The following is a 24000-nucleotide window of genomic DNA, read 5'->3' on the forward strand; positions in this document are numbered from 1 at the left end:
CTCACTCCCCGACCACCGCGCCGAAGTCGGCGTTCTCCTGGATCAAGTGCAGACCGCCGCTGCGCCGGATGGGTAGCTTGCCCAGGTCGGTGCGGTCGAGGGCGATGACCACCGGATGGCCGTTCAGTTCACCGGTCAGCACCATGTGGTCCGGCGTGGGGCGGTCATAGGTCAGGGTGCCCTGCGCCGCGCCGGTCTTGTCGCTCAATACCAATCGGTGTGCGCCGCTGTCGATCTGCACATCCGCCACGGCCAGCGAATCGTCCATCTTCTGATAGAACGCGAACTGCGGGTAGTCGAAAACCACTCGCCGCCAGCGTGTCTCATCGGTGAGCAACGGCGGCACCGGCCGACCGTCCCGGCTGAAGTCGGTGACGACCCAGATGCCGTACAGCTCGGACTTCGGCCGGCCCAGCCCGTACTGGTGGTAACTGTCCATCCCCTCCCAGATGCAGGGGATCGCGAACCACACAGCGAGGACCACCTGCAGCGCGGCCGCGATGCGCCACGACCGGCGGGTACGGAACGGTTGCGGCGTGGTCGAGGGACCGGTGGCCCCGCCGGTGAGAAAGGCGGCCAGCCGTGGCGCCTCGGGCGCCAGCAATACCAGTCCGAGCAGCAGCAGGTGGAACGACAGCAGCTTGACCGGCACGTCGAAGGTCATGTTCAGCACAAACACCTGCGCCATGCTCACGATGCTCAGCAGCACGCCGGCCAGCTGCGTGCGCGGCAGCAGGAGCAGGAGTCCGCCGGTGATCTCGGCGATGCCGAGCAGGCTCTCGTAGACCGGTGAGACGCCGACCTGCGACCACAGCACCGACATGTGCGAGAACTCGCCGTACGGCATCAGCAGATCGACCAGACCCGGATCCGGCATCTGGTTCGGAATCGCCTTGGCGAAACCGTAGAAGAACATCTGGCCCGCCACGCAGAGCCGGATGAAAAGCAGGAACCACCCGGCCAGCCAACGGTATTCGCGACGCCTGCGGTCGAGCACGCTCCACACCGCGGTTCCCGCCACCGCGACGACCAGGATGCAGAACACCAGCACCCAGAGGATGGCCTGGTCGCCGCTGCCGCCGTCGTGCAGGACCAGCCGGGTGTCGAACACGGTCCGGCCGGCCCAGCGCACCACGGGCGCGCTGAGGTCGACCCACCAGCGGAACCAGTTGTCGGGCACCCAGTGCTGGATCGGGCCGAGGAAGGCGAATATCGGCTGCGGATAGAAGAGGCAGAACAGCCCGGAGTACAGGAAGGTGAAGCGGAAAACCAAGCGGGTGAACGGATTCCAGCTCTTCGGCACATCCGGTTCGCTCACCTCCGGCGCGGCGCCGGTATCGACTGTCAGCAGACTCATCCCGCATCCCCTCCTGTCAGCATGTGAACTTCTCGACGGTAGGACGCGGGCAGGCTGCCGCGCATCCAGGTTTCCTCGATCCCACCCGGGTTTCGCCCACCCTGTCGATACACCTGGAGTATGTTCCGTTTGTCCTCCTCGGGTATTACGTGGCAGCACGAGTAGAGGAATGCGGCCAAGCCGCCATCCCGGTGACCGGTACTCGTGAAATTGGCCTCACGTTTTCCCTACCGGAGCTAATTGGAACGCGTTACATTTCAGCCAACGCGGAATCGCGGCTTACACCACCGGGCCACTAGTGTCCAGATGTACGTAATCCGTTGACACGTCTCGCTATCCCCTGTGCAGGAGGACCCATGACATCGGCCGACGCCGATCCCAACCAGCGGCAGCACCTCACCGTCTCGGGCCAGGACATCGATCTGCTCGCCACCGAGCTGGCGCAGTGGCTCGGCACCAAGGTCGAGGCCGACGAGGAGCCGAAGGTCACCTCGATCACGCGGCCGGAAACGGGCGGCATGTCCAGCACCACGCTGCTGTTCGACGCCGAATGGTCCGAGCACGGGCAACCCGCCGGCGGCTCCTTCGTGGCCCGGCTCGCGCCGGACGCCGACGCCTTCCCCGTCTTCGAGAAGTACGACCTGGCTACGCAATTCGCGGTCATCGCCGGCGTCGCCGAGGCCACCGATCTGCCGGTGCCGACCCTCTGCTGGCTGGAGACCGGATCCGACAATGCGCTCGGCGCACCGTTCTTCGTCATGCGCCGCGTGAGTGGCCGTGTACCCGAGGACAATCCGCCCTACGTGTTCACCGGCTGGCTCTTCGACGCCACCCCCGAACAGCGGTACGCCATCACCCGGCACACCGTCGCGGCCATCGCCAAGGTGCACTCGATCGACAATCCGGCCGAACGCTTCCCCATGTTCGCGGGCGAAGGCTCCTCGCTGCGGCGGCATTTCGACGCCCAGAAGGCCTGGTACGACTGGGCGCTCGCGAACGACGGCTACCGCATTCCGATCCTGGAACGCGCCTTCGAGTGGCTCGAAGCGAACTGGCCCGCCGAACCCAGCGACGACGTGCTCAGCTGGGGCGACGCCCGGCCCGGCAACATCATGTTCGACGAATTCGATCCGGTCGCGGTCCTGGACTGGGAGATGGCCGCCATCGGGCCGCGCGAACTCGACGTCGCCTGGACCATCCTCATCCACCGGTTCTTCCAGGACATCGCCACCCGCTTCGACCAGGCCGGACTCGCGGACTACATGCGGCGCGGCGATGTCGAGAAACTGTACGAGGAATTCAGCGGCCACGCCGTCCGCGACCTCGACTGGTACCTCATGTACTCCGCCCTGCGACACGGCATCGTCATGGCCCGCATCCGCCGCCGCATGATCCACTTCGGCGAGGCCGCCGACAATGACGACCGCGACGACTACGTGATGCACCGGCCCCTGCTGGAAGCCCTGCTCGACGGCACCTACTCCTGGGATTGAGAGAACTGATGATCATCGGACCGCTCGATGAATTCCCCATCCACCAGACGCCGCTACCCATGGCGCGGGTGGCCACCAGCGATCGGAACTTCTACGACCGCAGCTACTTCAACGCCATCGACACCACCGGTGAGACCATGCTCATCACCGGCTTCGGCGTGTACCCCAACCTCGGCGTGACCGATGCCTTCGTCACCGTGCGACGCGGCGACACCCAGCGCGCGGTGCGGTTCTCCGACGCACTCGTCCAGCGCAGCACCGATCTCGCCGTCGGCGGCTACCGCATCGAGGTGCTGGAACCGCTGCAGAAGCTGCGCGTGGTGTGCGAGCACGAGGATCTGTCCGCGGACCTCACCTGGGAGGGCTCCTTCCCGGTGGTGCGCGAGGAACCGCACACCATCATCACCGGGCTCAACCGGCCGATCATCGACGCCCAGCGGTTCGCGCAGGTCGGCACCTGGTCCGGCACGCTGAACGTGGACGGCACCGATATCCCGGTGGATCCGTCCACCTGGGTCGGCACCCGCGACCGCTCCTGGGGCATCCGCCCCGTCGGCGAATCCGACCCGCCGGGCCGCGTGGCCGACGAGCCGTCCGAAGGCTTCTGGTGGCTGTACGTGCCGCTGCGCTTCGACGACTACTCGATCATCGTAATCGTGCAGGAGGAGCCCAACGGCTTCCGCACCCTCAACGATGCCACCCGCATCTGGAAAGACGGCCGCATCGAGCAATTGGGCTGGCCGCGAGTGCATCTCACCTACAAGTCCGGCACCCGCATCCCCACCGCCGTCCGCCTCGACCTCACCACCCCCGACGGCAAACCCCTCGAAGTAGAAGTCGAAGCCGGCACCTTCATCGCCCTCAACGCCGGTTGCGGCTACGGCGGCGACCCCGACTGGCAACACGGCCAATGGAAGGGCCGCAACTGGTCCGAGTCCCGCCTCTACGACATCACCGACCCCGCCATCGCCGGCCGCATCCCCTTCGGCGTCATCGACCACGCCGGCAAGGCCCGCTGCGGCACCGACGAGGGCTACGGCCTCTTCGAACACGGCACCATGGGCCGCCACGACCCCACCGGCTTCGCCAACTGGGGCGCAGTAGCGCCCTAACCTCGAGGAGCCGAACCCCGAGCCGCCCAACCAAAGACGGCGGCCACCCCAGCGCGTGCGGGTGGCTCGCCCGCCTCCGCACCCCCCGCTCTCCCAACCAGCCGTGGGTGCGGCGGCCCCAAACCTCTTTTCCCCCTGCGCCGAGTGGCACCTGACCGAGACGACACGCCGTCGAATCTCCCGATCAGGTGCCACTCGGCGTTCAGCCCATCGGCCCGAGGCGGTGAGCGGGAACTGGTGGAAGTAAACGTCGAGAGCGAACCACCATGAGGTCCCTCTCGCGGAAACTAGCGGCGAATTGCGGCAGCTGCCACGGTGATTCCGTGGAGGACTCGCTTGTGGACGGCGAGTTCGGTGCTGCCGGCGGCCAGCAGGGCGGCGGCTTCCGCCACGCTGGCGGTCCCCACGGCCGTCGCTGTACGCGGCGAGGGGGTCGGAACCGGCACAGCCGCCAGCTCGTCGGCCGAGAAGACCAGCAACGGCACGCCCAGCATCGCGGCGGCGGCGGCCGGGCCGGGCTCGGCGGCTCGCCGATCCACTGTCGCCAAACAATGAATCACGGCCTCGCCCATACCTTCCCGCACAGCGGCGACAATAGCGTCGGCCGGGACGCCGGGGCGGGCACCGACGCCTACCGCCAGGCGCGGGACCTGGGGCGCCACGGCGGGCGGGCTTGCCCACGAGGCTGCGGCCAGGGCAGCGTCTTTCGCGGCACCCGCTCCGACGCGTGCGCCGGTGGCGGTGTCTCGGGGCGCGACGTCGCGCAGACAGCCGGCGGAGGGGCCGTGGTGGCAGCCTGTTGCGACCGGTGCGGCCGCGTCAGGTGTGGGCGGCATGGGTTTGGGCGAAGTGTGTGGCGGTGGTGACGAATCTGCTTATCGCGGTGGGATTTCCGGCGGGGTGGGTGTGGAGGTAGGAGGCGTGGACGTGCTGGGTTACCACGCCCTCACGGACGGTTTCGCCGGTTGGGGAGCGCCAGGCCCAGGCGGGCGGGAAGTCACCGGTTTCGGTGAGGCGGGTGCGGTGGAATTCGTGGCCTCGGACGCGTTCACCGGCGCGCCAGAGCGGGGAGTCGGTGAGGGCTACCGCGTCTCGGTAGCCGAGGGTGAGGCGGGGGCCGAATTCGGCTTCGGCGTCGACCACCGCGGCCATGTCGTAGCCGTCGAGGGAGCGGGTCAGGTAGAGGAGGCCCGCGCATTCGGCGTGAATGGGGAGGCCGAGATGTGCTTGGCCGAGAATGCTCTCCAGCAGGGGCGTATTGGCCGCGAGATCGGGGGCATGCTCTTCCGGGAAGCCGCCGGGCAGGACCAATCCGGCTGTGCCGTGCGGCAATTCGTCGTGAATGGGGTCGAAGACCGCTACCCGCGCGCCGGCGGCCTCCAGCATTTCGCGATGCTCGGCATAACCGAAGGTGAAGGCGGGGCCACCCGCCATCGCGAGGATCGGCGCGGCCTGCGGACCACCGTTCGCGGCCGGGGCCGGGGACGAATCCGGCTGGGCGGCTGCCAGTTCCGCGACCGGATCCCAGGGGTCGCCCTGGGTATTCGACGCCGCCAGCGCCGCCACCGCCGCCAGATCGATATGTGCCGCAACGAGATCGGTCATGGCGTCCACCGCGGCCCGGGCGGCAGCACCGTGCTCGACCGCGGGGATGAGGCCGAGATGCCTCGACGGCACATTGAGTTCGGCCAGTCGCGGCAGCGCACCGAGGACCGGCAGCCCGACGCGGGCGCAGGCGGCACGCAGCACCTGCTCATGGCGTTCGCTGCCGACGCGGTTGAGAATGACTCCGCCCAAACGGATTCCGGACTCGAAGGTGGCGAAACCGTGCAGCAGGGCCGCCAGGCTCTGGCTGTGGCCGCGCGCATCCACGACCAGAATCACGGGCGCGCCGAGCATGGCCGCGATCTGCGCGGTCGAGCCCTCGGCGATCGGTTCCGTCCGCTGCTCGTCGATGCGCCCGTCGAACAACCCCATGACGCCCTCGACAACCGCCAGATCGCAATCCCGGGAGCCGTTGCGGTACAGGGGAACAACACGCTCGGGCCCGACCAGTACCGGATCCAGATTCCGCCCCGGCCGCCCGGCCGCCAGCCCGTGATACCCGGGATCGATGTAATCCGGCCCCACCTTGAACGGCGCGACCCGGTGGCCCGCCCGGCGCAGCGCGCCGATCAGCCCGGTGGCGACGGTGGTCTTGCCGCTGCCCGAGGCGGGTGCGGCGATCACGACCGCCGGCACACTCACCATTCGATGCCCCGCTGGCCCTTGCGGCCCGCATCCATGGGGTGCTTCACCTTGGTCATCTCGGTGACCAGATCCGCGATCTCGATCAACGCCTGCGGCGCATCCCGCCCGGTGATCACGACATGCTGATTACCCGGCCGATTCCGCAGCGTCTCGACCACTTCGTCCACATCCACCCACCCCCACTTCAGCGGGTAGGTGAACTCGTCCAGCACATAGAACCGATGCTGCTCTGCGCCGATCCGCCGCGCGATCTCCTGCCATCCGGCGAGCGCCGCGGCCGCATGATCCTCATCCGACCCTTGCTTCCGGGTCCAGGACCAGCCTTCCCCCATCTTGTGCCACTCGACGGCGCCACCCGCCCCGGTCTCCTCGTGCAGCTTCCCCAGCGTCCGGAACGCGGCCTCCTCCCCTACCTTCCACTTCGCGCTCTTCACGAACTGGAACACCGCTACGTCGAACCCCTGATTCCAGGCCCGCAAAGCCATACCGAACGCGGCGGTGGACTTCCCCTTGCCCGGCCCCGTATGCACGGCCAGCACGGCCTGATTCCGCCGCTGCCGCGTCGTCAGCCCGTCCTCCGGAATGCTTTCCGGCAGCGGCACACCCTTGGGCATCGTCTGAGCTCCTTCCACCCGACCGTTCGCAGGACAACGGTGCCACACAGGCCGGGCCGCTCCCCCGCTACCCCTCGGCCCGGCGCCCGGCGGCCGCAACGGGTGGCGGTGACAGGCAATGCGGTTTCGATGTCAGGTCAGGCCGTGCAGGAGCGCTTTGACGGCGGCGAACAGGCCCCGGAGGCCCACCTCGACAATGCCTTCGGCCACGAACTCCTCGACGGATTCGCGAGCCGTGGATTCCTGCCGGGTGCGACGCCGGAAGAGACGCATGGTCAGGCGACCCGGGTGGCGCGGACCAGGCCGGCCACGGAATCGCCTGTGAGTTCGGCCAATTGGAGGTAGCCGGCGCGCATTTCGACGGCGAGGTCGTGGGCCAGGCCGAGGCGGATCATGCCGCGTTCGCAGTCGATGACCATGGCGGTGGTGTGGTCTCGGGCCAGGAGGCGGGCGGCGGTGCGGGCCCGCGGGACGGGGTCGGTGCCGCCGGTGGCCCGGCCGTCGGTGAGGAGGACGAGCAGGGGGCGGCGGTGGGGGTCGCGGACTCGTTCGCGATGGATTACCTCGCGGGCCTTCAGGAGGCCTTGGGCGAGTGGGGTTTTGCCGCCGGTGCGGATGGCGGCCAGGCGGCGGACCGCGATGTCCACCGAGGAGGTCGGGGGGAGGACCAGTTCGGCATGCTGGCCGCGGACCGTGATCACCGCGACCTTGTCCCGACTCTGATAGGCGTCGCGGAGCAGGCCGACCACCGCGCCGGTGACGGCCGAGAGGCGGTCGCGGGCGGCCATGGAGCCGGAGGCGTCGACTACGAAGACGACCAGATTGCCTTCGCGGCCTTCGCGATACGCGCCACGCAGGTCGGGGGCCTCGAATTCGAGGGGGCCGGTCAGGCGGCCGCGGGAGTGCTGGTGGGGGGCCGCGGCGAAGATGGTGCCGAGTAGGTGCAGGCCGGTGGAGGTGTCGTCGCTGGCACGGACCACGCGACCGTGGCGGGTGCGGGCCCGCGAGCGGCGGCCGGGGGCGCCCTCGCCTACGCCGGGAACCTCCCAGCGAGGCGGTTTGGGGAGCAGGCCGGTGGGGGCCGCTACACGGCCTTCCCGGGCGGGGCGGCCATGCTGATCGCGGCCATCTTCGGCGAACTCTGCGGCAGGGCCCTGCGAATTCCGGCCGGTTCCATTCGAATCCGGGCCATTCATCGAATCCGGGCTGCCACACGGGCAAGCCGGGTTGTCGCACGCGCGGTCCCAGCGTGCGCACGGGCAGTCCGGGCGGTCGCAGGTGCAGTCGGGCGCGCCGTGGTTGTCAGCGGAGTCGGGGCCGTCGAGCGGCTGCGAGTCCGCGTCCCGGTCGTCGAGCCGCTGTGCGTCGGCGCCGCGGTCATCGAGTCCGCCGGCGCTGGCATCGGCTCCACCGGGACCCTGCGGCGCGGCGCCCGGCTCACCATCTGCCTCACCGTCACCGGCGAGCGAATCGTCCTGTGCTACAGCCTGATCCTGCGGTCCCTGGCCGTCGGCCGGGACCGCCTCATCTTTTCCCAGGCTGTCGCCACCCTCGCGAGCAGCTTCCTCGGCGGCCTTGCGCATCGCCTCGTCCAATTGCTGTTCGCTGATGCCCGGTTCGTCGAAGGGATCGCGCCGACGGCGGTGGGGCAGTGCGAGTTCCGCGGCGATGCGGACATCGGCCTCGGTGACGGTGTCTCGGCCGCGCCAGGCGGCGTGGGCGGTGGCGGTGCGGGCCACCACGAGATCGGCGCGCATACCGTCCACGTCGAAGGTGGCGCAGAGGGCTGCGATGCGGCGCAACTCGACGGTATCGAGGCCGACGGCGGGGAGGCGGTCGCGGGCGGTCAGAATGCGTTCGGCCACTTCACGATCCGCGGGAGCGTACTGCTCGGCGAAGGCCGCGGGGTCGGCCTCGTAGTCGAGGCGGCGGCGGACGACGGCCATGCGGACGTCCACCTCGCGGGAGGCGACCACGTCCACGGTGAGGCCGAACCGGTCCAGCAGCTGCGGCCGCAGCTCGCCCTCCTCCGGGTTCATGGTGCCGACGAGTACGAATCGTGCGGGATGCGAATGGGATACGCCATCGCGTTCGATGTGCACCCGGCCCATGGCGGCGGCGTCGAGCAGCACATCGACAAGATGGTCGTGCAGCAGGTTCACCTCGTCGACGTACAGCACGCCGTGGTGGGCGGCGGCCAGCAGGCCGGGCTTGAACGCCTGTTCCCCGTCCCGCAGCACCCGCTCCAGATCCAGCGATCCGACCACTCGGTCCTCGGTCGCGCCGACCGGCAGCTCCACCAGCTTCGCCGGCCGCGCCCCGGTCTCGTCCACTACCGGCGGCAGCAGCTGAGCCAGCGCCCGCACCACGGTCGATTTCGCGGTCCCCTTCTCCCCGCGCACCAGCACCCCGCCGATTCCCGGATGCACAGCGCACAGAATCAACGCCAGCTGCAACCGTTCCTGCCCCACCACCGCGGAGAACGGGAACCCGGCATCGTCACGGGATGTCGCACCGACACTTTCGGAGTAAGCCACAGGAGATACCGACACGCCCCAACTCTAGGCGCGCCGCCCGCAGCCCCCGGTCGCGGGGCATTCGCATCGGCGCATCCGAGCCGACACGCCGCCGACGGGCGGATGATGGCGACATGGCTTGCGAAATCTGTGTACCCGAATGGCAGCCACCGATGATCGAGCGTGCCGGGAGGATCCGATGACCGCGCCCCTCGACGAAAAGCCCGAACCGCACGCCGGAACACCCGAGGCGGTGCTGTCGCTGCGCGGGGCGGCAATCGCCGATGGCCGGCCCGATGACGCGGCGGCACTGTACGAGCCCGATGCCGTGTATTACTTTGCGCCGGGCGGTGATCCGCTGATCGGGCGGGAAGACATCCGGGGCGCCCTGGCCGAGCTGGCGGGACTGCATCCGCAGTTGCAGAACGACGTCCGCCGCGTGGTGATCGCGGGCGATGTGGCCTTCGTGGTCACCGCCTGGCGGCTCACCGGGATCCGCCCCGACGGCCGACCCGTCATGATGGCGGCCACGAGCACCGACATCCTCCGCCGGCGCGGCGACGACTCCTGGGGCATCGCGATCGACGATCCGTGGGGCGTGGAGCCCTGACAAGCGGGACAGCACCGACCGGACTACTACATACACCGCGCCGGGCCTACCACGTGGCCAGAGATGCAGCACGGCCGCTGCGCGGGCCCGGAGGCAGGCGTAGCGGCCGTGTGGACGAACAACCGGACGGCGGGTGGAGAAGAGGCTAGCCCCGGCGCATGGGGATGTGCGGGATGCCGTCCTCGATGTACTCCGGGCCGTCGGTCTTGAAACCGTGCTTGGTGTACATGTCGACCAGGTAGGTCTGGGCGTTGAGACGCACGGTGGCCGAGCCGGCCTCGGCCAATGCGGCCTGCAGCAGGCGGGTGGTGTAGCCGTGGCCGCGCGCCGCGGGGGTGGTGCAGAGGCGGCCGATGCGGAAGGACTTCACCCCATCCTCGTGCTCTTCCATGAGGCGCAGGGTGCAGATGGCCTCGTCCTCGTCATCGAGCCAGAAGTGACGGGTTTCCGGCAGCAGGTCGAATCCGTCCAACTCCGGGTAAGCGCACTTCTGCTCGACCACGAAAACCTCGACGCGAAGTTTCAACAGCTTGTACAGCGTCGCGGTATCCAGGTCTTGGGACCACGACCGTTTGAGAGCAACCGTTGACATCATCGCCCGTTGCTATCACACCTAGGCGTGAGAGTCGACCCCTGCATGCTTGGGCGTGTTGGCATCGTCCAGGTGAAGGGCCTTGTTCGACCAGTCCCACACCTCGCGGAACAGGGCCTGATTCTCCGACAGCTTGAGCCCGAGAGACGGCACCATTTCCTTGAGTTTCGGCTCCCACGAGGCGTATTCGCGCGGGAAGCACTTCTGCAGGACGTCCAGCATGGCGCTGACACCGGTCGACGCACCCGGGGAGGCGCCCAGCAGACCGGCGATCGACCCGTCCTCGGCGGTGATGACGGCGGTGCCGAACTCCAGCACGCCGCCCGCGCCCTTACGACGGATGACCTGCACGCGCTGCCCGGCCATGATGAGCTCCCAGTCGTGCCCTTCGGCGCGCGGAATGAACTCCTCCATGGCGTGCACGCGACCGGCCGGCGACTTGAGCAGCTCGGAAACCAGGTACTTGACCAGGCCCAGTTCGGTCACGCCGACGCCGAGCATGGAGAACAGGTTGTTCGGCTTGACCGACCCGAACAGGTCGGTGAGCTTGCCGTCCTTGAGGAACTTGGGGGTCCAGCCGGCGTAGGGGCCGAACAGCAGGCCGCGGTCACCGTTGATGACGCGAGTGTCCAAGTGCGGCACCGACATCGGCGGCGCGCCGACGGCGGCCTTGCCGTACACCTTGGCCTCGTGCTGCGAGATCAGTGCCGGGTTGTTGCAGCGCAGGAACAGACCCGACACCGGGAAACCGCCGATGCCGCTCATCTCCTTGATGCCCGACTTCTGCAGCAGCGGCAGCGCGTAGCCGCCCGCGCCGACGAAGACGAACTTGGAGCTGAGGACGCGGTCCTTGCCGCTGCGCAGGTTGCGGACCTTCACCAGCCAGGAGCCGTCGGACTGCTTGGACAGGTTGCGCACCTCGTGCCCGAACCCGATGTCCGCACCGGTGCGGCCCAGGTAGGCGAGCAGTTCCTTGGTGAGCGCGCCGAAGTCGATATCGGTGCCGTAATCGGTCCAGTTCAGGGCGACCGGGTCGGAGAAGTCCCGGCCCTTGGCCATGAGCGGCAGCCGCTTGCTGAACTCGTCCGCGCTGTCGATGAACTGCATGCCCTCGAACAGCGGGTGCCGCGACAGCGCTTCGTAGCGCTTGCGCAGGTAGTCCACGCCGTCCGCGCCGTGCGTGAAGCTCACGTGCGGGATCGGGTTGATGAAGTTCGTGGTCGCGAGCACGCCGTTCTCGGCGGCGTAGGACCAGAACTGGCGCGACACCTGGAAGCGCTCGTTGATGTCGATGGCCTTGGAGACGTCGACGGATCCGTCGGCGTTCTGCGGCGTGTAGTTGAGCTCGCACAGCGCGGAGTGGCCGGTACCCGCGTTGTTCCACGGGTCGCTGCTCTCGGGCGCGGCGGCCTCGAGGCGCTCGAACATGGTGATCGACCAGTCCGGCTGGACCTGCCGGAGCAAGGCGCCCAGAGTGGCGCTCATAATGCCGGCCCCGATGAGTACTACATCGGTCTTCTGAATCGTGGCAGCGTTCGACACGGCGTTAGTCGACTTCCTTGTCCATAGTTCGGGCAACCCAGCGGCAGTTAGGTTACCCGTCGTTCACCTACGCTCGATTGTGCCCCTGGACACGAGGAAATCCCGCAACGAAAAGGCCGAATGTGAGAGATACCTCGCGGGTTCACTTCCCTACGACGGAGTTTAGATTGGGCGTGTGACCTCCGATACGTCATCCGCCCCTTCATCCGCATCGATTCCGGCCACCGGAGCCTGGCAGCCCGACGTGCTCGGCGCCGACTACCGGCAGCTCACCATCCCGCTCGGGCCGGATCCGGACGGGCAGGGCGATGTGGTCGCCACGCTGGTCCGCTACACGCCCGCCCAGGCCCCGGCCGCCACGAAAGCCGTGCTGTACGTACACGGATTCACCGATTACTTCTTCCAGGAGCACCTGGCCGAGCATCTGGCCGCGCAGGGGTATGCCTTCTACGCGCTGGACCTGCGCAAGTGCGGGCGGTCGACCCGTAAGGGGCAGACGCCGCATTTCGTGAGCGATCTGGCGCTCTACGACGCGGAGCTGAACCGGTCGCTGAAGATCATCCGCGAGGAGACGGGACTGCCGCTGCTGATCATGGCGCACTCCACGGGCGGCCTGGTCACCTCGTTGTGGCTGAACCGGTTGAACGCCGCGGGCGGCGCACGCGCGCAGGGCATCACGGGACTCATGCTCAACAGCCCGTGGTTCGACCTGCAGGGGCCGTCGTACTACCGGTCGGTGGGCACCGCCGTATTGGAGGGGCTGGGCCGGTTGCGGGCATTCGCGCGGCTACCGCTCGGCGAGGCCAGCACCTACGGAGACAGCCTGCACCGCAGCGTGTCCGGCGAATGGGATTACAACCTGGATTGGAAGCCGTTGACGGGCTTCCCCGTTCACGCGGGCTGGCTGCGCGCCATCCGCCGCGGGCATCTGCGACTGCACCAGGGCCTGGATATCGGTGTGCCGTCGCTGATCCTGCGCTCGAAGGTGACCAAGTTCATGCGCAAGTACGGGCCGGCCGCCGACGTGTCGGATGTGGTGCTGGATGTGCAGCAGATCCAGCGCTGGTCCGGTTGCCTCGGCGAGCGAACCAATATCGTGCCGATCGAGGGCGCCCGCCACGACGTGTTCCTCTCCTCGGAGCAGCCGCGCACGGCCGCGTTCAAGGAACTGGATTCCTGGCTGGAGTGGCTGGCCACCGCGCCGGAGGCCGGCGCTTAGCGGTTGCCGGGCGGCTGCGCCTGGGGTGCCGGGGCTGCACAACGGGTCCGTTCGGCCCGTTGTGCAGCGACTCATCGAAGCCAGGGCACGGACCGACACTCCACGGCTCGGCGGTGCCGCCGCCCGTACGCCGCGGAGCTCGGTCAGCAGAACCGACGCCCGGTCAGTCCCTGACACATTGCGGCCGGCATCACGACCGCGCAGCGCGCTGTCACCAGAGGCTGGTGCGGAGGACGATCTCGGTGGCCAGTTCGTGGCTCGCCTCGCCGGCCACGTCGGTGACATCCATTGGGACGAGTCGGAATTCGCCGTAGACGAAGCGGCTGGAGGCCTCGGCCACCTTGCGCGGCAGGCGCTTGGTGGCCAGCACGGTGGTGGGGATCTCGACCGGGGGGCAGCTGGCGTCGGCGATCACGCCGTCGCCGTCCGCGGCGGCCGGATGGCCGTTGTCGGCGACTATGAGACTCATGAAGCGGCGGAATCCGCCGCGGGCCGCGAGTTGCCAGGCCAGTTGCGCGCCACTGCCGCGGCCGACGAGGTTGGCGTAGGACACCTTCAACTCGTCGAGGATGGCCAGCGCGGTATCGGCGTCGAGGCCTTCGGCCGATTCGAGCGCGATGGTCTGCAGGTCCGAGGTCTGCAGCCGGGCGCAGACCTGGTCGTAAACGTCGGCCGGGTCGCCCGCATCGGGCAGCAGGAGGACGTGGTGCCGGGTTTGGGGGCCGCCAATACGCACCGTCCACACGCGGTCACCGACCGTGATCCGCCGAGATTCCATGTTGATAAAAACTACACGGCATCCGGAGCGGCGGAGCCGGTGTCGCCCGGATTTCTGTGATCGGCGTCACTTATAGGTCGTAAGAACCGGGAGACCGGTCGGCGCCCCGCCCTCGATGAGCCGCTCCAGCGCCGCCGGATCGAGATGCTTCTCCAGCAGATCGGCCAGCAGATCCAACTGCCCGTTGCGCACTTCGGCCACCGAAACATCCTCGGCCACAACGAAACCCGTCCGACCCGCACGAGCGGCCACTTCCCGCAGCCAGGCACGACGGAACTCGTTGGACTCCAAGGCGCCGTGCAGATGGGTGCCCCAGATCGCCCCGCGCACACTGCCTTCCGGTGCGCCGTCGAGTTCGAGCCAGGGCTTGTCGCTATTACCGCGAACGCGGCCGTGGTGGATCTCATAGCCGTGGACAGGGAGATCATTATTACCGGCGGCGTCGAGATGATCCAGCACACGGCCCGACGACCTGCGCAGCACCTTGGGATCGTCGAACACAATCTCCAGGTCCAACAGCCCCAGGCCGGGCACCGTGCCCGCGGCGGATTCGACGCGGTCGTCGATCGCGCGGGCGAGCATCTGATAGCCGCCGCAGATGCCGAGAATCGGGCCGCCCGCCGCCGCGCGAGCGGTGAGGGCGTCGGCGATTCCGGTGCGGCGCAACCACTCCAGATCGCTCACGGTGGATTTGCTACCGGGCACGACAACCAGATCGGCGCCGGCGAGGCGCGAGGGATCACTCACCCAGCGGACGGCGACACCCGGCTCGCAGGCCAGCGCCTCGACATCGGTGGAGTTCGAGATGCGCGGCAGCCGGACCGCGGCGACAGTAAGCCACTCGGACCCCACCGGCGGGCGCGGACGGCCGACGGGGGCGTCGGACACGGTGCTCAGCGAGTCCTCGGCGTCGATCCAAAGCTCATCGGTGAACGGAATGACACCCAAGGTGGGACGGCCGGTGAGCGCGGTCAACTGGTCCAGGCCGGGCTGCAGCAGATCCACATCTCCCCGGAACTTGTTGATGACGAATCCGGCGATCAACCGCTGATCCTCGGGTTCCAGAATCGCGACGGTGCCGAAGAGATGCGCCAGCACTCCCCCACGATCGATATCGCCTACGACAATGACCGGCAGATCAGCAGCGCGAGCCAGCCCCATATTCGCCAGATCCGTTGCCCGCAAATTGATTTCAGCGGGCGAACCGGCCCCTTCACAGATGACGACATCGAATTCGGCCCGCAGCGAAGCCAATTCCTCGGCAACGATCGCGCGCAACTCCTGCCGATGCCGGAAATAGTCCTTGGCCCCGACGGTATCGATCGCCTTACCCCGCACGACCAGCTGCGACCGCCGATCACTACCGGGCTTCAGCAACACCGGATTGAACCGCACACTCGGCTCCAGCCCACAAGCCCGCGCCTGCAAAGCCTGTGCCCGGCCTATCTCCCCACCATCGAGCGTGACCACCGAGTTGTTGGACATGTTCTGCGCCTTGAACGGCGCCACAGACACACCCCGCCGAGCCAGCAGCCGGCAAAGCCCAGCCACCACAACACTTTTCCCCGCGTCGGAAGTCGTGCCGGCAACCAGCAGCGCGCCCTTCACAGGCACACCGCGCCGGCCACATGGAGTACACGGACGACAAGTTCCCGCCCGCCACGGCGGTGTTCCCAGCCGTCGAACGAGGGTGCGGGGGCGTGGAACCCCATTCCCGCCGCTACCTCGCGCGCCCGGGGTTCGGGGGTTGTACCCGCACCCACTCGACTGCCCGAGGGTTCGGGGGCCCGGCCTCTTTCCCCCACGCCCGCCCCGCCATCCGGGGGCTCGGGGACGCGGAACCCCATTCCCGCCGCCACCCCGTTCGCCCGGGGTTCGAGGGTTGTGCCCGCGCCCACTCGGCTGCCCGAGGGTTCGGGGGCCTGGCCTCTCTTCTCCACGCCCGCCCCGCTGTCCGGGGGTGCGGGGGCACGGCCACCGTTTCTCACGCCTACCCCGCTATTCGGGGGTTCGGGGGTCTGGCCCCCGTTTCCCCTCTCCCTCACGGCAGCGTGAGGATCTCTGCGCCTTCGTCGGTCACCACGAGGGTGTGCTCGAACTGGGCGGTCCACTTGCGGTCCTTGGTGACGACGGTCCAGCCGTCGTTCCAGATCTCGTAGTCGATGCCGCCGAGGTTGATCATGGGTTCGATGGTGAAGGTCATGCCGGGCTCGATGACGGCTTCGACGGCGGGGTTGTCGTAGTGCAGGATGACGAGTCCGCTGTGGAAGGTCGGGCCGACGCCGTGGCCGGTGAAGTCGCGGACCACGCCGTAGCCGAAACGGTTGGCGTAGGCCTCGATGACGCGGCCGATCACATTGAGCGCACGCCCGGGCTTGACCGCCTTGATGGCGCGCATGGTGGCCTCTTCGGTGCGCTCGACCAGCAGCCGCACCTCCTCGTCCACATTGCCCGAGAGGTAGGTCTTGTTGGTGTCGCCGTGCACGCCATCGATATAGGCGGTGACATCGATGTTCACGATGTCGCCGTCCTCGATGACAGTCGAGTCCGGGATGCCGTGGCAGATGACCTCATTGAGCGAGGTGCAGCAGGACTTGGGAAATCCCTTGTAGCCCAGCGTCGACGGGTACGCACCGTGATCGCACAGGTACTCGTGCACGATCTCGTCGAGGCGATCGGTGGTGACGCCCGGCGCGACGGCCTTACCGGCTTCTTCCAGGGCCTGCGCCGCGATCTTGCTCGCGAGGCGCATTTTCTCGATGGTCTCCGGCGTCTGCACCCAGGGCTCGTGGCCCTCGTTGACGGTCTTCTTCCAGACGTACTCGGGCCGCTCGATGGATTTCGGCACCTCGCGAATGGGCGACTGGGTCCCGGGAACGAGGGGCTGGCGGGTGCGCACTGACATGGATCAAGACTAGCGTTCGGCGCCGCCCACACCGGCGCGCGCCCGTACGAGCAGGATCGGAACCGGCGGGAATCTTTCCGGACCGTGGTCCGTTTATGCTTTCGGTTGACTTGGAAACTTCTGAGACAGAGAGCGGGGCGGAAGCCGTGGAACTGGGATTGACGACATTCGCCGAGACCCATCCGGTCGGCGGGGATGGGCCGGTGCCGACGGCGGGCGAGCGGTTGCGCCAGGTCGTCGAGGAGGCTGTGGCCACCGAGAACGCCGGCCTCGACGTCTATGGCGTCGGCGAGCATCATCGGAAGGACTTCGCGGCGTCCGCGCCCGCGGTCGTACTGGCCGCTATCGCCGCACGGACCGAACGCATTCAGTTGACGAGTGCGGTAACGGTTCTCAGCTCGGATGACCCGGTACGCGTGTACCAGGACTTCTCCACTCTCGACGGAATCTCCGGCGGCCGAGCCGAACTCATGGCGGGGCGTGGTTCGTTCATCGAGAGCTTCCCGCTGTTCGGCTACGACCTCTCGGACTACGACGACCTGTTCGAGGAGAAGCTGGCCCTGTTGCTGAAGATCCGCGAGGACGAGCCGGTCACCTGGTCCGGCAAGTTCCGGGCACCGCTGCAGGATGCCGTGGTGTATCCGCGGACCGACAATCGGCCGCTGCCGGTGTGGATCGCGGTGGGCGGCAGTCCTGAATCCGTGGTTCGGGCGGGGCTGCTCGGTCTGCCGCTGGCTATCGCGATCATCGGCGGGCAGCCTGCGCGGTTCAAGCCGCTGGTGGATCTGTACCACCGCGCGCTGGACGAGGGTGGGCATGAGCCGCAGCCGGTTGCGGTGCACGCACACGGGTACGTCGCCGAGACCGAGAAGGACGCTGTCGCCGACTTCTACAAGTCGTATGCCCGGGCCATGTCCGGGATCGGCCGTGAACGCGGCTGGGGCCCAATGACTCCCGCTCAGTTCGATGCGCTCCGCTCCCCTGAGGGTTCGCTGTTTCTCGGCACACCGGACTATGTCGCGGAGAAGATCGCGGACGTCCGTGACACTCTCGGACTGGATCGGTTCATGCTGCATACCAGTGTCGGCACGTTGCCTCATGAGAAGGTGCTGCACAATATTGCCCTCCTCGGGGAAAAGGTTGCGCCGCAGGTGCGTTGAGCACGTGGGCTGGCTTCATCTGGAAGAGACAAAGACAAAAGATTAAAAGCCGGAAGTGTGGCTGGGTCGTCTGCCCTGCCGGACTGGGGCTGACGCCCAGTTGGGAGCCGTGATCCTCGGTTCCGGCCCACGGACTGCACGCATCACCTTCTCGAGACAAGAACCAAACCCACACAGGGAACGCGGCTTTTGTCTTGTGGTTGTTGGTCTTTGAAAGGTGATGCGTGCGGTCCGTGGGCTGGGATCGCCGGGTTACGGCTCCCGGCCCGGCGTCAGCCCAGGTCCGGTAGGGCAGGCGACGCCACCACACTTCCGGCTTTTCATCTTTGTCTCTTGTCTCTTGTCTTTTGGTTTGGTCCTTCACGCCGCTGAATTGTCGAGCATTTCTTTGGCGTGGTGACGGTGGTTGACTCGCGGGGTGCCACTGGGGTCGATATGGGCAGGCGCAATCCACCCGGTACGCCCGGGCCACGGCGAATTCTGGCCCAATTTCACGGTTTTCCAGCCACCCGGCCCGTCATGAACACGAGCGTGGCAGGTATCGCAAGCCAGCGTTAGATTCTCGATATCGGTAGGACCACCCGCGGCCCATTCGGTGACGTGGTGGACCTGACACAGGGTGGCGGGAGCGTCACAACCGGGGCGGGTGCAGCCACGTTCGGAGGCGATCAGCGCCAGCCGTTGGGCAGCATTGGCCAGCCGAGTACCCCGGCCCAGATGCAAGGGCATGCCCTTCTGGTTGAACACCGCCAGCCAGGGGATCGATTGTTCGGCCAGTTTCAATGCTTGCGGTACCGAGATCCGCCCGCCCGAGGCAGTGGTGACCACACCGGCGGCGGCTTCGAGCTCGGCAACAGTCATGGTGACGATCGTGCTCACCGGCAGGCCGCGATGCTGCCCGAGGTTGGCCGGGCCCATTTCCGGACGCAGCAACGCCACGAGCGCATCGTGATTACGCTGCCCGGCACTACGAGTGTCGCGCTTGGCGCACGCCTCGAGCACCTCGGACGAGACGGAATCCTCACCGGCCCAGGGGCTTTCAGCGTCTTCGGGGTTGCAGACGCCGGGGCGGGCCAGCTTCGCCAGTACCGGATCCAGCAGGGCACGCAGCTCGGGAGTGAGTTCACCACGGATCGGGGACATGCCGTCCACTCGCTGCTTGCCGATGGTGAGTTCGCGCATGCGCTGGCGGTCCTTGTCGTCGACGAGCACACCATCGGGGTCGAGGAAGCCGAGGATGCGGTCGCCGAGTTTCGGCAGATCATCGGGCCAGCCGGTACGTGCGTACTCGGCAAGCTGGGCTTCGGCCGATTCCTTCTGCGCGACAGGGACACTGGCCGGGATGCGATGCACGATCTTCGCGATCCGGCTCGCATGATCGGCCGAGATCTGCCCGGCCGCTTGCCCGGCGGCAGTGCACGGCAACAGTGGTTCGAGGACTTCACCGGAGACCTGGCGCGGGCTCAGTACTTTGGCGGCGTTCACGCGAGCGCAGGCGTCGGCATTGGACAGGCGCAGAACTTCCCCGAGGTAGCGGGCAGTAGTTTTCGCGCCGACCTTTTCGGGGATGTTGCGCTGTTCGATCTCGATGATCAAGCGATGCTCGACGGTCGCCAAACGGCGCTTGTCGCTTTCGATCTCACGCAGAGCCTGAGTGAGTTGAGCGTCGGTCAACCGGACCGGGTTCAGCTCACCGAGGGCGTCGACCGCAGCGGTGAAAGCTGCGGTGGCGTCGTCGGTGGCGAGGATTCCCCCGGTGGTCATAGCACAATTCTACTATCGAACACACATTCGATCTATAGGAAATCCATTGTGATGCAAGTCTTTTCAGATAGCACCATAGGCCGACAGCACCATACTGGTCAGTTCGTCGAGATAGCCACCGTCGGTGGGATCGCCGCCCAGGAGGGCGCGCCAGAAGAGCGGGGCAAGCATGAAGTCCAGGGCCAGTTCGAGATTCAGGGTTTCAGGGAGCTCGCCACGCCCGATGGCGCGGGTGAGTATCTGGGCAGCTCGCGCTCGGCGTTGCTGACCTACGCCGGATTGGAGCGCGACGGCGAGGGCCGGAGAACGGACAGCCTGAGCCAGGAGGTCCGGAATGATCCGGGAGGCAAGGGGATTCGACATTCCGGTGGCGGCATTGGCGAGGAAGCTGCGTAGGTCGCCGCGGAGGGATCCGGTGTCGGGAGGCTCGGCGGAGTCGATGGCAACTTCCGTGACGAGAGCGATGACCAGTTCTTCCTTGGTGGACCAGCGGCGGTAGAGGGTCGGCTTACTGACGCCCGCACGGCGAGCCACGGCTTCCATGGAGAGTTTGCCGTAGCCGACTTCGGCCAGTTCCTCGAAGGCCGCCATGCGGATGGCGGCGGTCACCTGGGGTTGCATGACGGCGGCGCCTGCGGGTTTGCGGGTGCGCGGGCCGGATTCCTCGCTCATGCCGAGCACTCTACCAACGTCGATACGGTTGCGTTTCGACGTGGGCTCGGCTACCGTTCTTCTCGTACGACGAAACGGTGTCGTATCGACGTAAATCGAGAGGTCACGGTCATGAAGTTCCTGTTCGACGACGACTCTTTCTCCTACGAGGCCCTGCGCGCCGCGGGATTCGCCAGCTATGCGGGCGCGGATCTCGGCGAGGTGATCTCCACCGCGAACCGCATTCCCGAGGGCGACGAGGCCGCCTGGGTGCGCGAGTGGGAGGCGACCGCTCGCCGCGTGCACGCCATCGCCAATTCCAGCGCGAGCGCGGGCCGGCGGGTGAGTGCCCGGGAGGCGCTGCTGCGCGCCTCGAACTACTACCGGACCGCCGAGTTCTACCTGCGTGACGATCCGGCCCACGATCCGAAGGCTCAGGAACTGTCCCGCCTGTCCCGCGAAACCTTCGCGCAGGCAGCGGAACTCATGGATACCCCGGTCCGCTCGGTCGCGATCCCTTACGAGGACACCACGCTGCCGGGTTACCTGTTCCTGGCCGACGATTCGGGTGCGCCACGGCCGACCATCATCTTCAACAGCGGGTTCGACTCCACCTTGGAGGAGGCGTATTTCGCGCTCGCCGCAGGCGCATTGGCGCGCGGCTACCACGTGCTCGCCTTCGACGGTCCGGGTCAGGGCGCGGTGATCCGGGAACAGGGTCTGCCGTTCCGCCCGGATTGGGAGGCGGTGATCACGCCGGTCGTGGACTTCGCGCTCACGCTGCCGGAGGTGGATGCGGCGCGAATCTCGTTGTACGGCTACAGCCTCGGCGGTTACCTGACCTCCCGCGCGGCCGCGTTCGAACACCGCGTCCAGGCGTTGATCCTCAATGACGGGCTGTTCGACTACCACGCCGCGCACACCCGGATCATGCCGCCTTTCCTGGCGGAGTGGATCGCGGCCGGTCGCGACGAGGAGGCGAACAATGTGGCCGGGTTGATCATGGCGGTAAACACCACTACCCGCTGGGCGATGCGCAATGGCGTGTGGACCTTCGGCGCGGCCTCCCCTGCCGACTATATCCGTCGCACGGCCGCCTACACGCTCGCCGATGTGATCACCGGAATCCAGTGCCCCACACTGGTTCTCGATGCCGAGAACGACCTGTTCTTCAAGGGTGAGGCGCCCCGGGTGTACGAGGCCCTCACCTGCAAGAAGGATCTGATCACCGGCACCGAGGCGGAGGGCGCCGGCGAGCACTGCCACGCGGGCGCGATGCTGCTGACCCACCAGCGCATCTTCGATTGGCTGGACGCGCTCACCGCATGATCGGCACTGCCCGGCGCACGCGAAACAGCGCCGGGCACAAGGGAGACGCCGCCTAGTAGTCGCGCAGGGTGGCCTGGAACGCGATGCGGTCGCCGCGGTACAGCGACCGCACACGTTCGATGGGGATGCCCTCGGCGTCGATACTGCGGCGGTGCAGCAGCAGCATCGGCAGGGCCGTGGTGCATTCCAGCAGAGCCGCTTCCCGAGGCGAGGCCAACATGGTTTCGATGCGTTCGGTGGCCGAGACGTAGACGACGCCGCTGCCGCGGGTGGCGGTGTACAGCGAGGTCGAGGGGTCGTAGGTGTCGCGCAGGAAGGCGAAGCGCGGCAACGGCATCCAGGTGCTCTCCAGGCCGATGCGTTCGCCGTCCGCCAGCAGTACGCGTTCCAGGTGCATGACCAGGTCGCCGGGCGCGACGGCGAGGTCGCGGGCGAGGTCGGCGTCTGCGGGGATATCGGTCCAGCTGACGAGGAGGCGGCCGGGGGTGCGGCCGAATTTCAACGCTCCTTCGGTATAGGAGCGCAGGGACAGTGGCTGCACCATCTTGGGGCGGGAGACGACGGTGCCGCGGCCCTTGCGGCGGATCCGGCCTTCCACCAGTAGTTCTCGCAGGGCCTGGCGTACTGTCTCGCGGGCGACGCCGCAGCGGACGGCCAGGTCGCGTTCCGAGGGTAGTTGGTCGCCTTCGTGTAGTTCGGCGAGCAGGGATTCGAGTTCCGTGCGCACGCGGTACGACTTCGGCATGCGGCTGAATTCGGAAATATCGCCCACGCTGGACAATTCACTCAGCGCGGTGTCCGTACCGCGCCGAGTCCCCACCCCGGTGATCTCCGTTGTGTCCATGCCCTCAGCGTACCCGAGATTGGTCTATACCAAATTTTAACCTGGCGTTTCCATACGAAACACCCGTAGGTCTAGACCATTGCCCACGATGGTCGGCATGCGATTGGTCATCATCGGAGGCGGCATACTCGGCACAGCCCACGCCCTGGCCGCGATCGGACGCGGTCACGAAGTGATCCACCTGGAGCGGGAGGTCGAGGCGCGCGGCGCCACCGTCCGCAACTTCGGATTGGTGTGGGTATCCGGGCGCAGCGCGAACGAACTGGAGATCACGCTGCGCTCCCGGCAACTCTGGGAGGAGATCGGCGGCAAGGTACCGGGCGTCGGGTTCCGGCCCGCGGGCTCCATCACCCTGGTCCGCACCGAGAACGAACTCGCCGTCGCCGAGGCCGCCGTCGCACACGCGTCGGCCGCCGAACGCGGCTTCGAACTGCTCGATCCGGAGCGGGTCCGGGCCGTGAACCCCGCGCTGCGCGGCAAATTCATTGCCGGGCTGCACTGCTCGGCCGACGCCGCCGTGGAATCCCGGCAGGCGCTGCCCGCGCTGCGCCGGTACATGGAGGCCAGCGACCGCTACACCTTCTTCGGCGGCACCGAGGCGCGCGCCATCACCGGCACCACCGTCGTCGACGACCGCGGGCGTCGCCACGAGGGCGATCTCGTGCTGGTCTGCCCGGGCGCGGCCCACTCCGGCCTGACTCGTGAACTGGTGGGCAATATTCCGGTGCGGCGGGTGCGGTTGCAGATGATGCAGACCGCGCCGCTGGGCGAAGCCCTCACCACCGCCGTCGCCGACGGCGACAGCTTCCGCTACTACCCGGCCTTCGCCGGAGCCGAGCTGGACCGCCTCAATCGTGAAGAGGCGCAGCCGTTCACGGCCGCACAGCACAAGATGCAGCTGCTGTGCGTGCAGCGCCTGCACGGCGGCCTCACCATCGGCGACACCCACGAATACGAGGAGCCGTTCGCCTTCGACGTGGACGAGGCGCCCTACGAGCACCTCACCGCCGTCGCCGAGGAACTGCTCGGCCGCAAACTGCCGACCGTCGTACGGCGCTGGGCGGGCGTGTACAGCCAGTCCATCGATCCGGGCGTGATCGTCACGCGCGCACAGGCTTCCGACAATGTCTGGGTCATCACCGGACCGGGCGGTCGCGGCATGACCCTCGGCCCGGCGCTCGGCGAGGAAACCGCCGACCTCCTGAATCTCTGAGCTCGAATCTCCGAACCACACGCCTGCACTGCCGACAGATAGGAACAGACA

The 24000-nt window shown here is 67.6% G+C and carries 22 protein-coding genes; 7 read left to right on the forward strand and 15 right to left on the reverse strand.

Going from position 1 to position 24000, the window contains the following annotated elements; genetic code table 11:
• Position 1: 1 nt before the first annotated feature.
• On the reverse strand, positions 2 to 1357 hold the full coding sequence (locus ACIP5Y_RS02965) for a DoxX family protein (protein WP_400347048.1): 1356 nt from the start codon (positions 1355 to 1357) through the stop codon (positions 2 to 4).
• 356 nt (positions 1358 to 1713) lie between these two features.
• Between ACIP5Y_RS02965 and ACIP5Y_RS02970 the strand changes: the two genes are divergently transcribed.
• Together ACIP5Y_RS02970 and ACIP5Y_RS02975 are read left to right on the forward strand one after the other, a co-directional pair.
• The gene (locus ACIP5Y_RS02970) at positions 1714 to 2850 is read left to right on the forward strand and encodes a phosphotransferase family protein (protein ID WP_400347050.1); all 1137 of its coding nucleotides are present in this window, start codon (positions 1714 to 1716) and stop codon (positions 2848 to 2850) included.
• Positions 2851 to 2858: 8 nt separating this feature from the next.
• Positions 2859 to 3962 (forward strand): hypothetical protein, encoded by a 1104-nt coding sequence (locus ACIP5Y_RS02975; RefSeq protein ID WP_400347051.1) that lies wholly within the window; start codon positions 2859 to 2861, stop codon positions 3960 to 3962.
• A gap of 287 nt (positions 3963 to 4249) precedes the next feature.
• On the opposite strand, the gene ACIP5Y_RS02980 is transcribed toward ACIP5Y_RS02975, so the two are convergent.
• From ACIP5Y_RS02980 to ACIP5Y_RS03000, 5 genes are all read right to left on the reverse strand, one after another.
• Positions 4250 to 4798 carry a cobalamin biosynthesis protein gene (locus tag ACIP5Y_RS02980; protein ID WP_400347053.1) on the reverse strand — a complete coding sequence of 183 codons (549 nt, stop codon included), beginning with the start codon at positions 4796 to 4798 and terminating at the stop codon, positions 4250 to 4252.
• Positions 4782 to 6212, reverse strand: a complete 1431-nt coding sequence (locus ACIP5Y_RS02985; RefSeq protein WP_400347054.1) for a cobyrinate a,c-diamide synthase — start codon at positions 6210 to 6212, stop codon at positions 4782 to 4784. Before ACIP5Y_RS02985 ends, ACIP5Y_RS02980 begins: the two co-directional genes overlap by 17 nt.
• Positions 6206 to 6826, reverse strand: coding sequence for a cob(I)yrinic acid a,c-diamide adenosyltransferase (gene cobO, locus ACIP5Y_RS02990; protein ID WP_400347056.1), 621 nt, complete (start codon positions 6824 to 6826; stop codon positions 6206 to 6208). Before cobO ends, ACIP5Y_RS02985 begins: the two co-directional genes overlap by 7 nt.
• 132 nt (positions 6827 to 6958) lie before the next feature.
• Positions 6959 to 7099: a hypothetical protein gene (locus ACIP5Y_RS02995; protein ID WP_400347058.1), complete on the reverse strand. Its 141-nt coding sequence runs from the start codon at positions 7097 to 7099 to the stop codon at positions 6959 to 6961.
• A gap of 2 nt (positions 7100 to 7101) precedes the next feature.
• Positions 7102 to 9378, reverse strand: a complete 2277-nt coding sequence (locus tag ACIP5Y_RS03000; RefSeq protein WP_400347060.1) for a magnesium chelatase subunit D family protein — start codon at positions 9376 to 9378, stop codon at positions 7102 to 7104.
• A gap of 163 nt (positions 9379 to 9541) precedes the next feature.
• Between ACIP5Y_RS03000 and ACIP5Y_RS03005 the strand changes: the two genes are divergently transcribed.
• A complete protein-coding gene (locus ACIP5Y_RS03005; protein ID WP_400347061.1) occupies positions 9542 to 9952 on the forward strand; it encodes a YybH family protein in 411 nt (136 codons plus the stop codon).
• A 145-nt stretch (positions 9953 to 10097) separates the two neighbouring features.
• On the opposite strand, the gene ACIP5Y_RS03010 is transcribed toward ACIP5Y_RS03005, so the two are convergent.
• The gene (locus tag ACIP5Y_RS03010; RefSeq protein ID WP_397002429.1) at positions 10098 to 10547 is read right to left on the reverse strand and encodes a GNAT family N-acetyltransferase; all 450 of its coding nucleotides are present in this window, start codon (positions 10545 to 10547) and stop codon (positions 10098 to 10100) included.
• Positions 10548 to 10565: 18 nt separating this feature from the next.
• A complete protein-coding gene (mqo, locus tag ACIP5Y_RS03015; RefSeq protein ID WP_400347064.1) occupies positions 10566 to 12086 on the reverse strand; it encodes a malate dehydrogenase (quinone) in 1521 nt (506 codons plus the stop codon).
• 175 nt (positions 12087 to 12261) lie between these two features.
• On the opposite strand from mqo, the gene ACIP5Y_RS03020 reads away from it, so the two are divergent.
• Positions 12262 to 13305 (forward strand): alpha/beta hydrolase, encoded by a 1044-nt coding sequence (locus tag ACIP5Y_RS03020; RefSeq protein WP_400347066.1) that lies wholly within the window; start codon positions 12262 to 12264, stop codon positions 13303 to 13305.
• Positions 13306 to 13516: 211 nt separating this feature from the next.
• On the opposite strand, the gene ACIP5Y_RS03025 is transcribed toward ACIP5Y_RS03020, so the two are convergent.
• The 4 genes from ACIP5Y_RS03025 to map all read right to left on the reverse strand — a co-directional run bounded on the left by ACIP5Y_RS03025 (position 13517) and on the right by map (position 16988).
• Positions 13517 to 14083 (reverse strand): alpha/beta hydrolase, encoded by a 567-nt coding sequence (locus ACIP5Y_RS03025; protein WP_400347067.1) that lies wholly within the window; start codon positions 14081 to 14083, stop codon positions 13517 to 13519.
• A gap of 66 nt (positions 14084 to 14149) precedes the next feature.
• The gene (locus ACIP5Y_RS03030) at positions 14150 to 15691 is read right to left on the reverse strand and encodes a cobyric acid synthase (protein WP_400347068.1); all 1542 of its coding nucleotides are present in this window, start codon (positions 15689 to 15691) and stop codon (positions 14150 to 14152) included.
• Positions 15688 to 16071, reverse strand: coding sequence for a hypothetical protein (locus ACIP5Y_RS03035; protein WP_400347069.1), 384 nt, complete (start codon positions 16069 to 16071; stop codon positions 15688 to 15690). Before ACIP5Y_RS03035 ends, ACIP5Y_RS03030 begins: the two co-directional genes overlap by 4 nt.
• A 53-nt stretch (positions 16072 to 16124) precedes the next feature.
• A complete protein-coding gene (map, locus tag ACIP5Y_RS03040) occupies positions 16125 to 16988 on the reverse strand; it encodes a type I methionyl aminopeptidase (protein WP_400347070.1) in 864 nt (287 codons plus the stop codon).
• A 146-nt stretch (positions 16989 to 17134) separates the two neighbouring features.
• Between map and ACIP5Y_RS03045 the strand changes: the two genes are divergently transcribed.
• Complete coding sequence (locus ACIP5Y_RS03045; RefSeq protein WP_400349083.1) at positions 17135 to 18148, forward strand: LLM class flavin-dependent oxidoreductase; 1014 nt, start codon at positions 17135 to 17137, stop codon at positions 18146 to 18148.
• A gap of 360 nt (positions 18149 to 18508) precedes the next feature.
• Here the strand turns inward: ACIP5Y_RS03045 and ACIP5Y_RS03050 are convergent, their stop codons facing one another.
• Together ACIP5Y_RS03050 and ACIP5Y_RS03055 are read right to left on the reverse strand one after the other, a co-directional pair.
• The gene (locus ACIP5Y_RS03050; protein WP_400347071.1) at positions 18509 to 19912 is read right to left on the reverse strand and encodes an HNH endonuclease signature motif containing protein; all 1404 of its coding nucleotides are present in this window, start codon (positions 19910 to 19912) and stop codon (positions 18509 to 18511) included.
• A gap of 63 nt (positions 19913 to 19975) precedes the next feature.
• The gene (locus tag ACIP5Y_RS03055; protein ID WP_400347073.1) at positions 19976 to 20584 is read right to left on the reverse strand and encodes a TetR/AcrR family transcriptional regulator; all 609 of its coding nucleotides are present in this window, start codon (positions 20582 to 20584) and stop codon (positions 19976 to 19978) included.
• Positions 20585 to 20695: 111 nt separating this feature from the next.
• Between ACIP5Y_RS03055 and ACIP5Y_RS03060 the strand changes: the two genes are divergently transcribed.
• Positions 20696 to 21892, forward strand: a complete 1197-nt coding sequence (locus tag ACIP5Y_RS03060) for an alpha/beta fold hydrolase (protein WP_400347074.1) — start codon at positions 20696 to 20698, stop codon at positions 21890 to 21892.
• A 52-nt stretch (positions 21893 to 21944) separates the two neighbouring features.
• Here ACIP5Y_RS03060 and ACIP5Y_RS03065 read toward each other — a convergent pair whose 3' ends face one another.
• On the reverse strand, positions 21945 to 22655 hold the full coding sequence (locus tag ACIP5Y_RS03065) for a GntR family transcriptional regulator (RefSeq protein ID WP_400349085.1): 711 nt from the start codon (positions 22653 to 22655) through the stop codon (positions 21945 to 21947).
• A 178-nt stretch (positions 22656 to 22833) separates the two neighbouring features.
• Here ACIP5Y_RS03065 and ACIP5Y_RS03070 point away from each other — a divergent pair, with 178 nt between their 5' ends.
• Positions 22834 to 23949, forward strand: a complete 1116-nt coding sequence (locus tag ACIP5Y_RS03070) for a TIGR03364 family FAD-dependent oxidoreductase (protein WP_400347076.1) — start codon at positions 22834 to 22836, stop codon at positions 23947 to 23949.
• Positions 23950 to 24000 lie beyond the last annotated feature (51 nt).

Source organism: Nocardia sp. NPDC088792, assembly GCF_044750615.1.
Lineage (GTDB): Bacteria > Actinomycetota > Actinomycetes > Mycobacteriales > Mycobacteriaceae > Nocardia.

Coding starts and splice junctions, on each gene's coding strand:
- ACIP5Y_RS02965 (WP_400347048.1), bottom strand. CDS start 1,357: ATGAGTCTGCTGACAGTCGATACCGGCGCCGCGCCGGAGGTGAGCGAA.
- ACIP5Y_RS02970 (WP_400347050.1), top strand. CDS start 1,714: ATGACATCGGCCGACGCCGATCCCAACCAGCGGCAGCACCTCACCGTC.
- ACIP5Y_RS02975 (WP_400347051.1), top strand. CDS start 2,859: ATGATCATCGGACCGCTCGATGAATTCCCCATCCACCAGACGCCGCTA.
- ACIP5Y_RS02980 (WP_400347053.1), bottom strand. CDS start 4,798: ATGCCGCCCACACCTGACGCGGCCGCACCGGTCGCAACAGGCTGCCAC.
- ACIP5Y_RS02985 (WP_400347054.1), bottom strand. CDS start 6,212: ATGGTGAGTGTGCCGGCGGTCGTGATCGCCGCACCCGCCTCGGGCAGC.
- cobO (WP_400347056.1), bottom strand. CDS start 6,826: ATGCCCAAGGGTGTGCCGCTGCCGGAAAGCATTCCGGAGGACGGGCTG.
- ACIP5Y_RS02995 (WP_400347058.1), bottom strand. CDS start 7,099: ATGCGTCTCTTCCGGCGTCGCACCCGGCAGGAATCCACGGCTCGCGAA.
- ACIP5Y_RS03005 (WP_400347061.1), top strand. CDS start 9,542: ATGACCGCGCCCCTCGACGAAAAGCCCGAACCGCACGCCGGAACACCC.
- ACIP5Y_RS03010 (WP_397002429.1), bottom strand. CDS start 10,547: ATGATGTCAACGGTTGCTCTCAAACGGTCGTGGTCCCAAGACCTGGAT.
- ACIP5Y_RS03025 (WP_400347067.1), bottom strand. CDS start 14,083: ATGGAATCTCGGCGGATCACGGTCGGTGACCGCGTGTGGACGGTGCGT.
- map (WP_400347070.1), bottom strand. CDS start 16,988: ATGTCAGTGCGCACCCGCCAGCCCCTCGTTCCCGGGACCCAGTCGCCC.
- ACIP5Y_RS03050 (WP_400347071.1), bottom strand. CDS start 19,912: ATGACCACCGGGGGAATCCTCGCCACCGACGACGCCACCGCAGCTTTC.
- ACIP5Y_RS03055 (WP_400347073.1), bottom strand. CDS start 20,584: ATGAGCGAGGAATCCGGCCCGCGCACCCGCAAACCCGCAGGCGCCGCC.
- ACIP5Y_RS03060 (WP_400347074.1), top strand. CDS start 20,696: ATGAAGTTCCTGTTCGACGACGACTCTTTCTCCTACGAGGCCCTGCGC.
- ACIP5Y_RS03070 (WP_400347076.1), top strand. CDS start 22,834: ATGCGATTGGTCATCATCGGAGGCGGCATACTCGGCACAGCCCACGCC.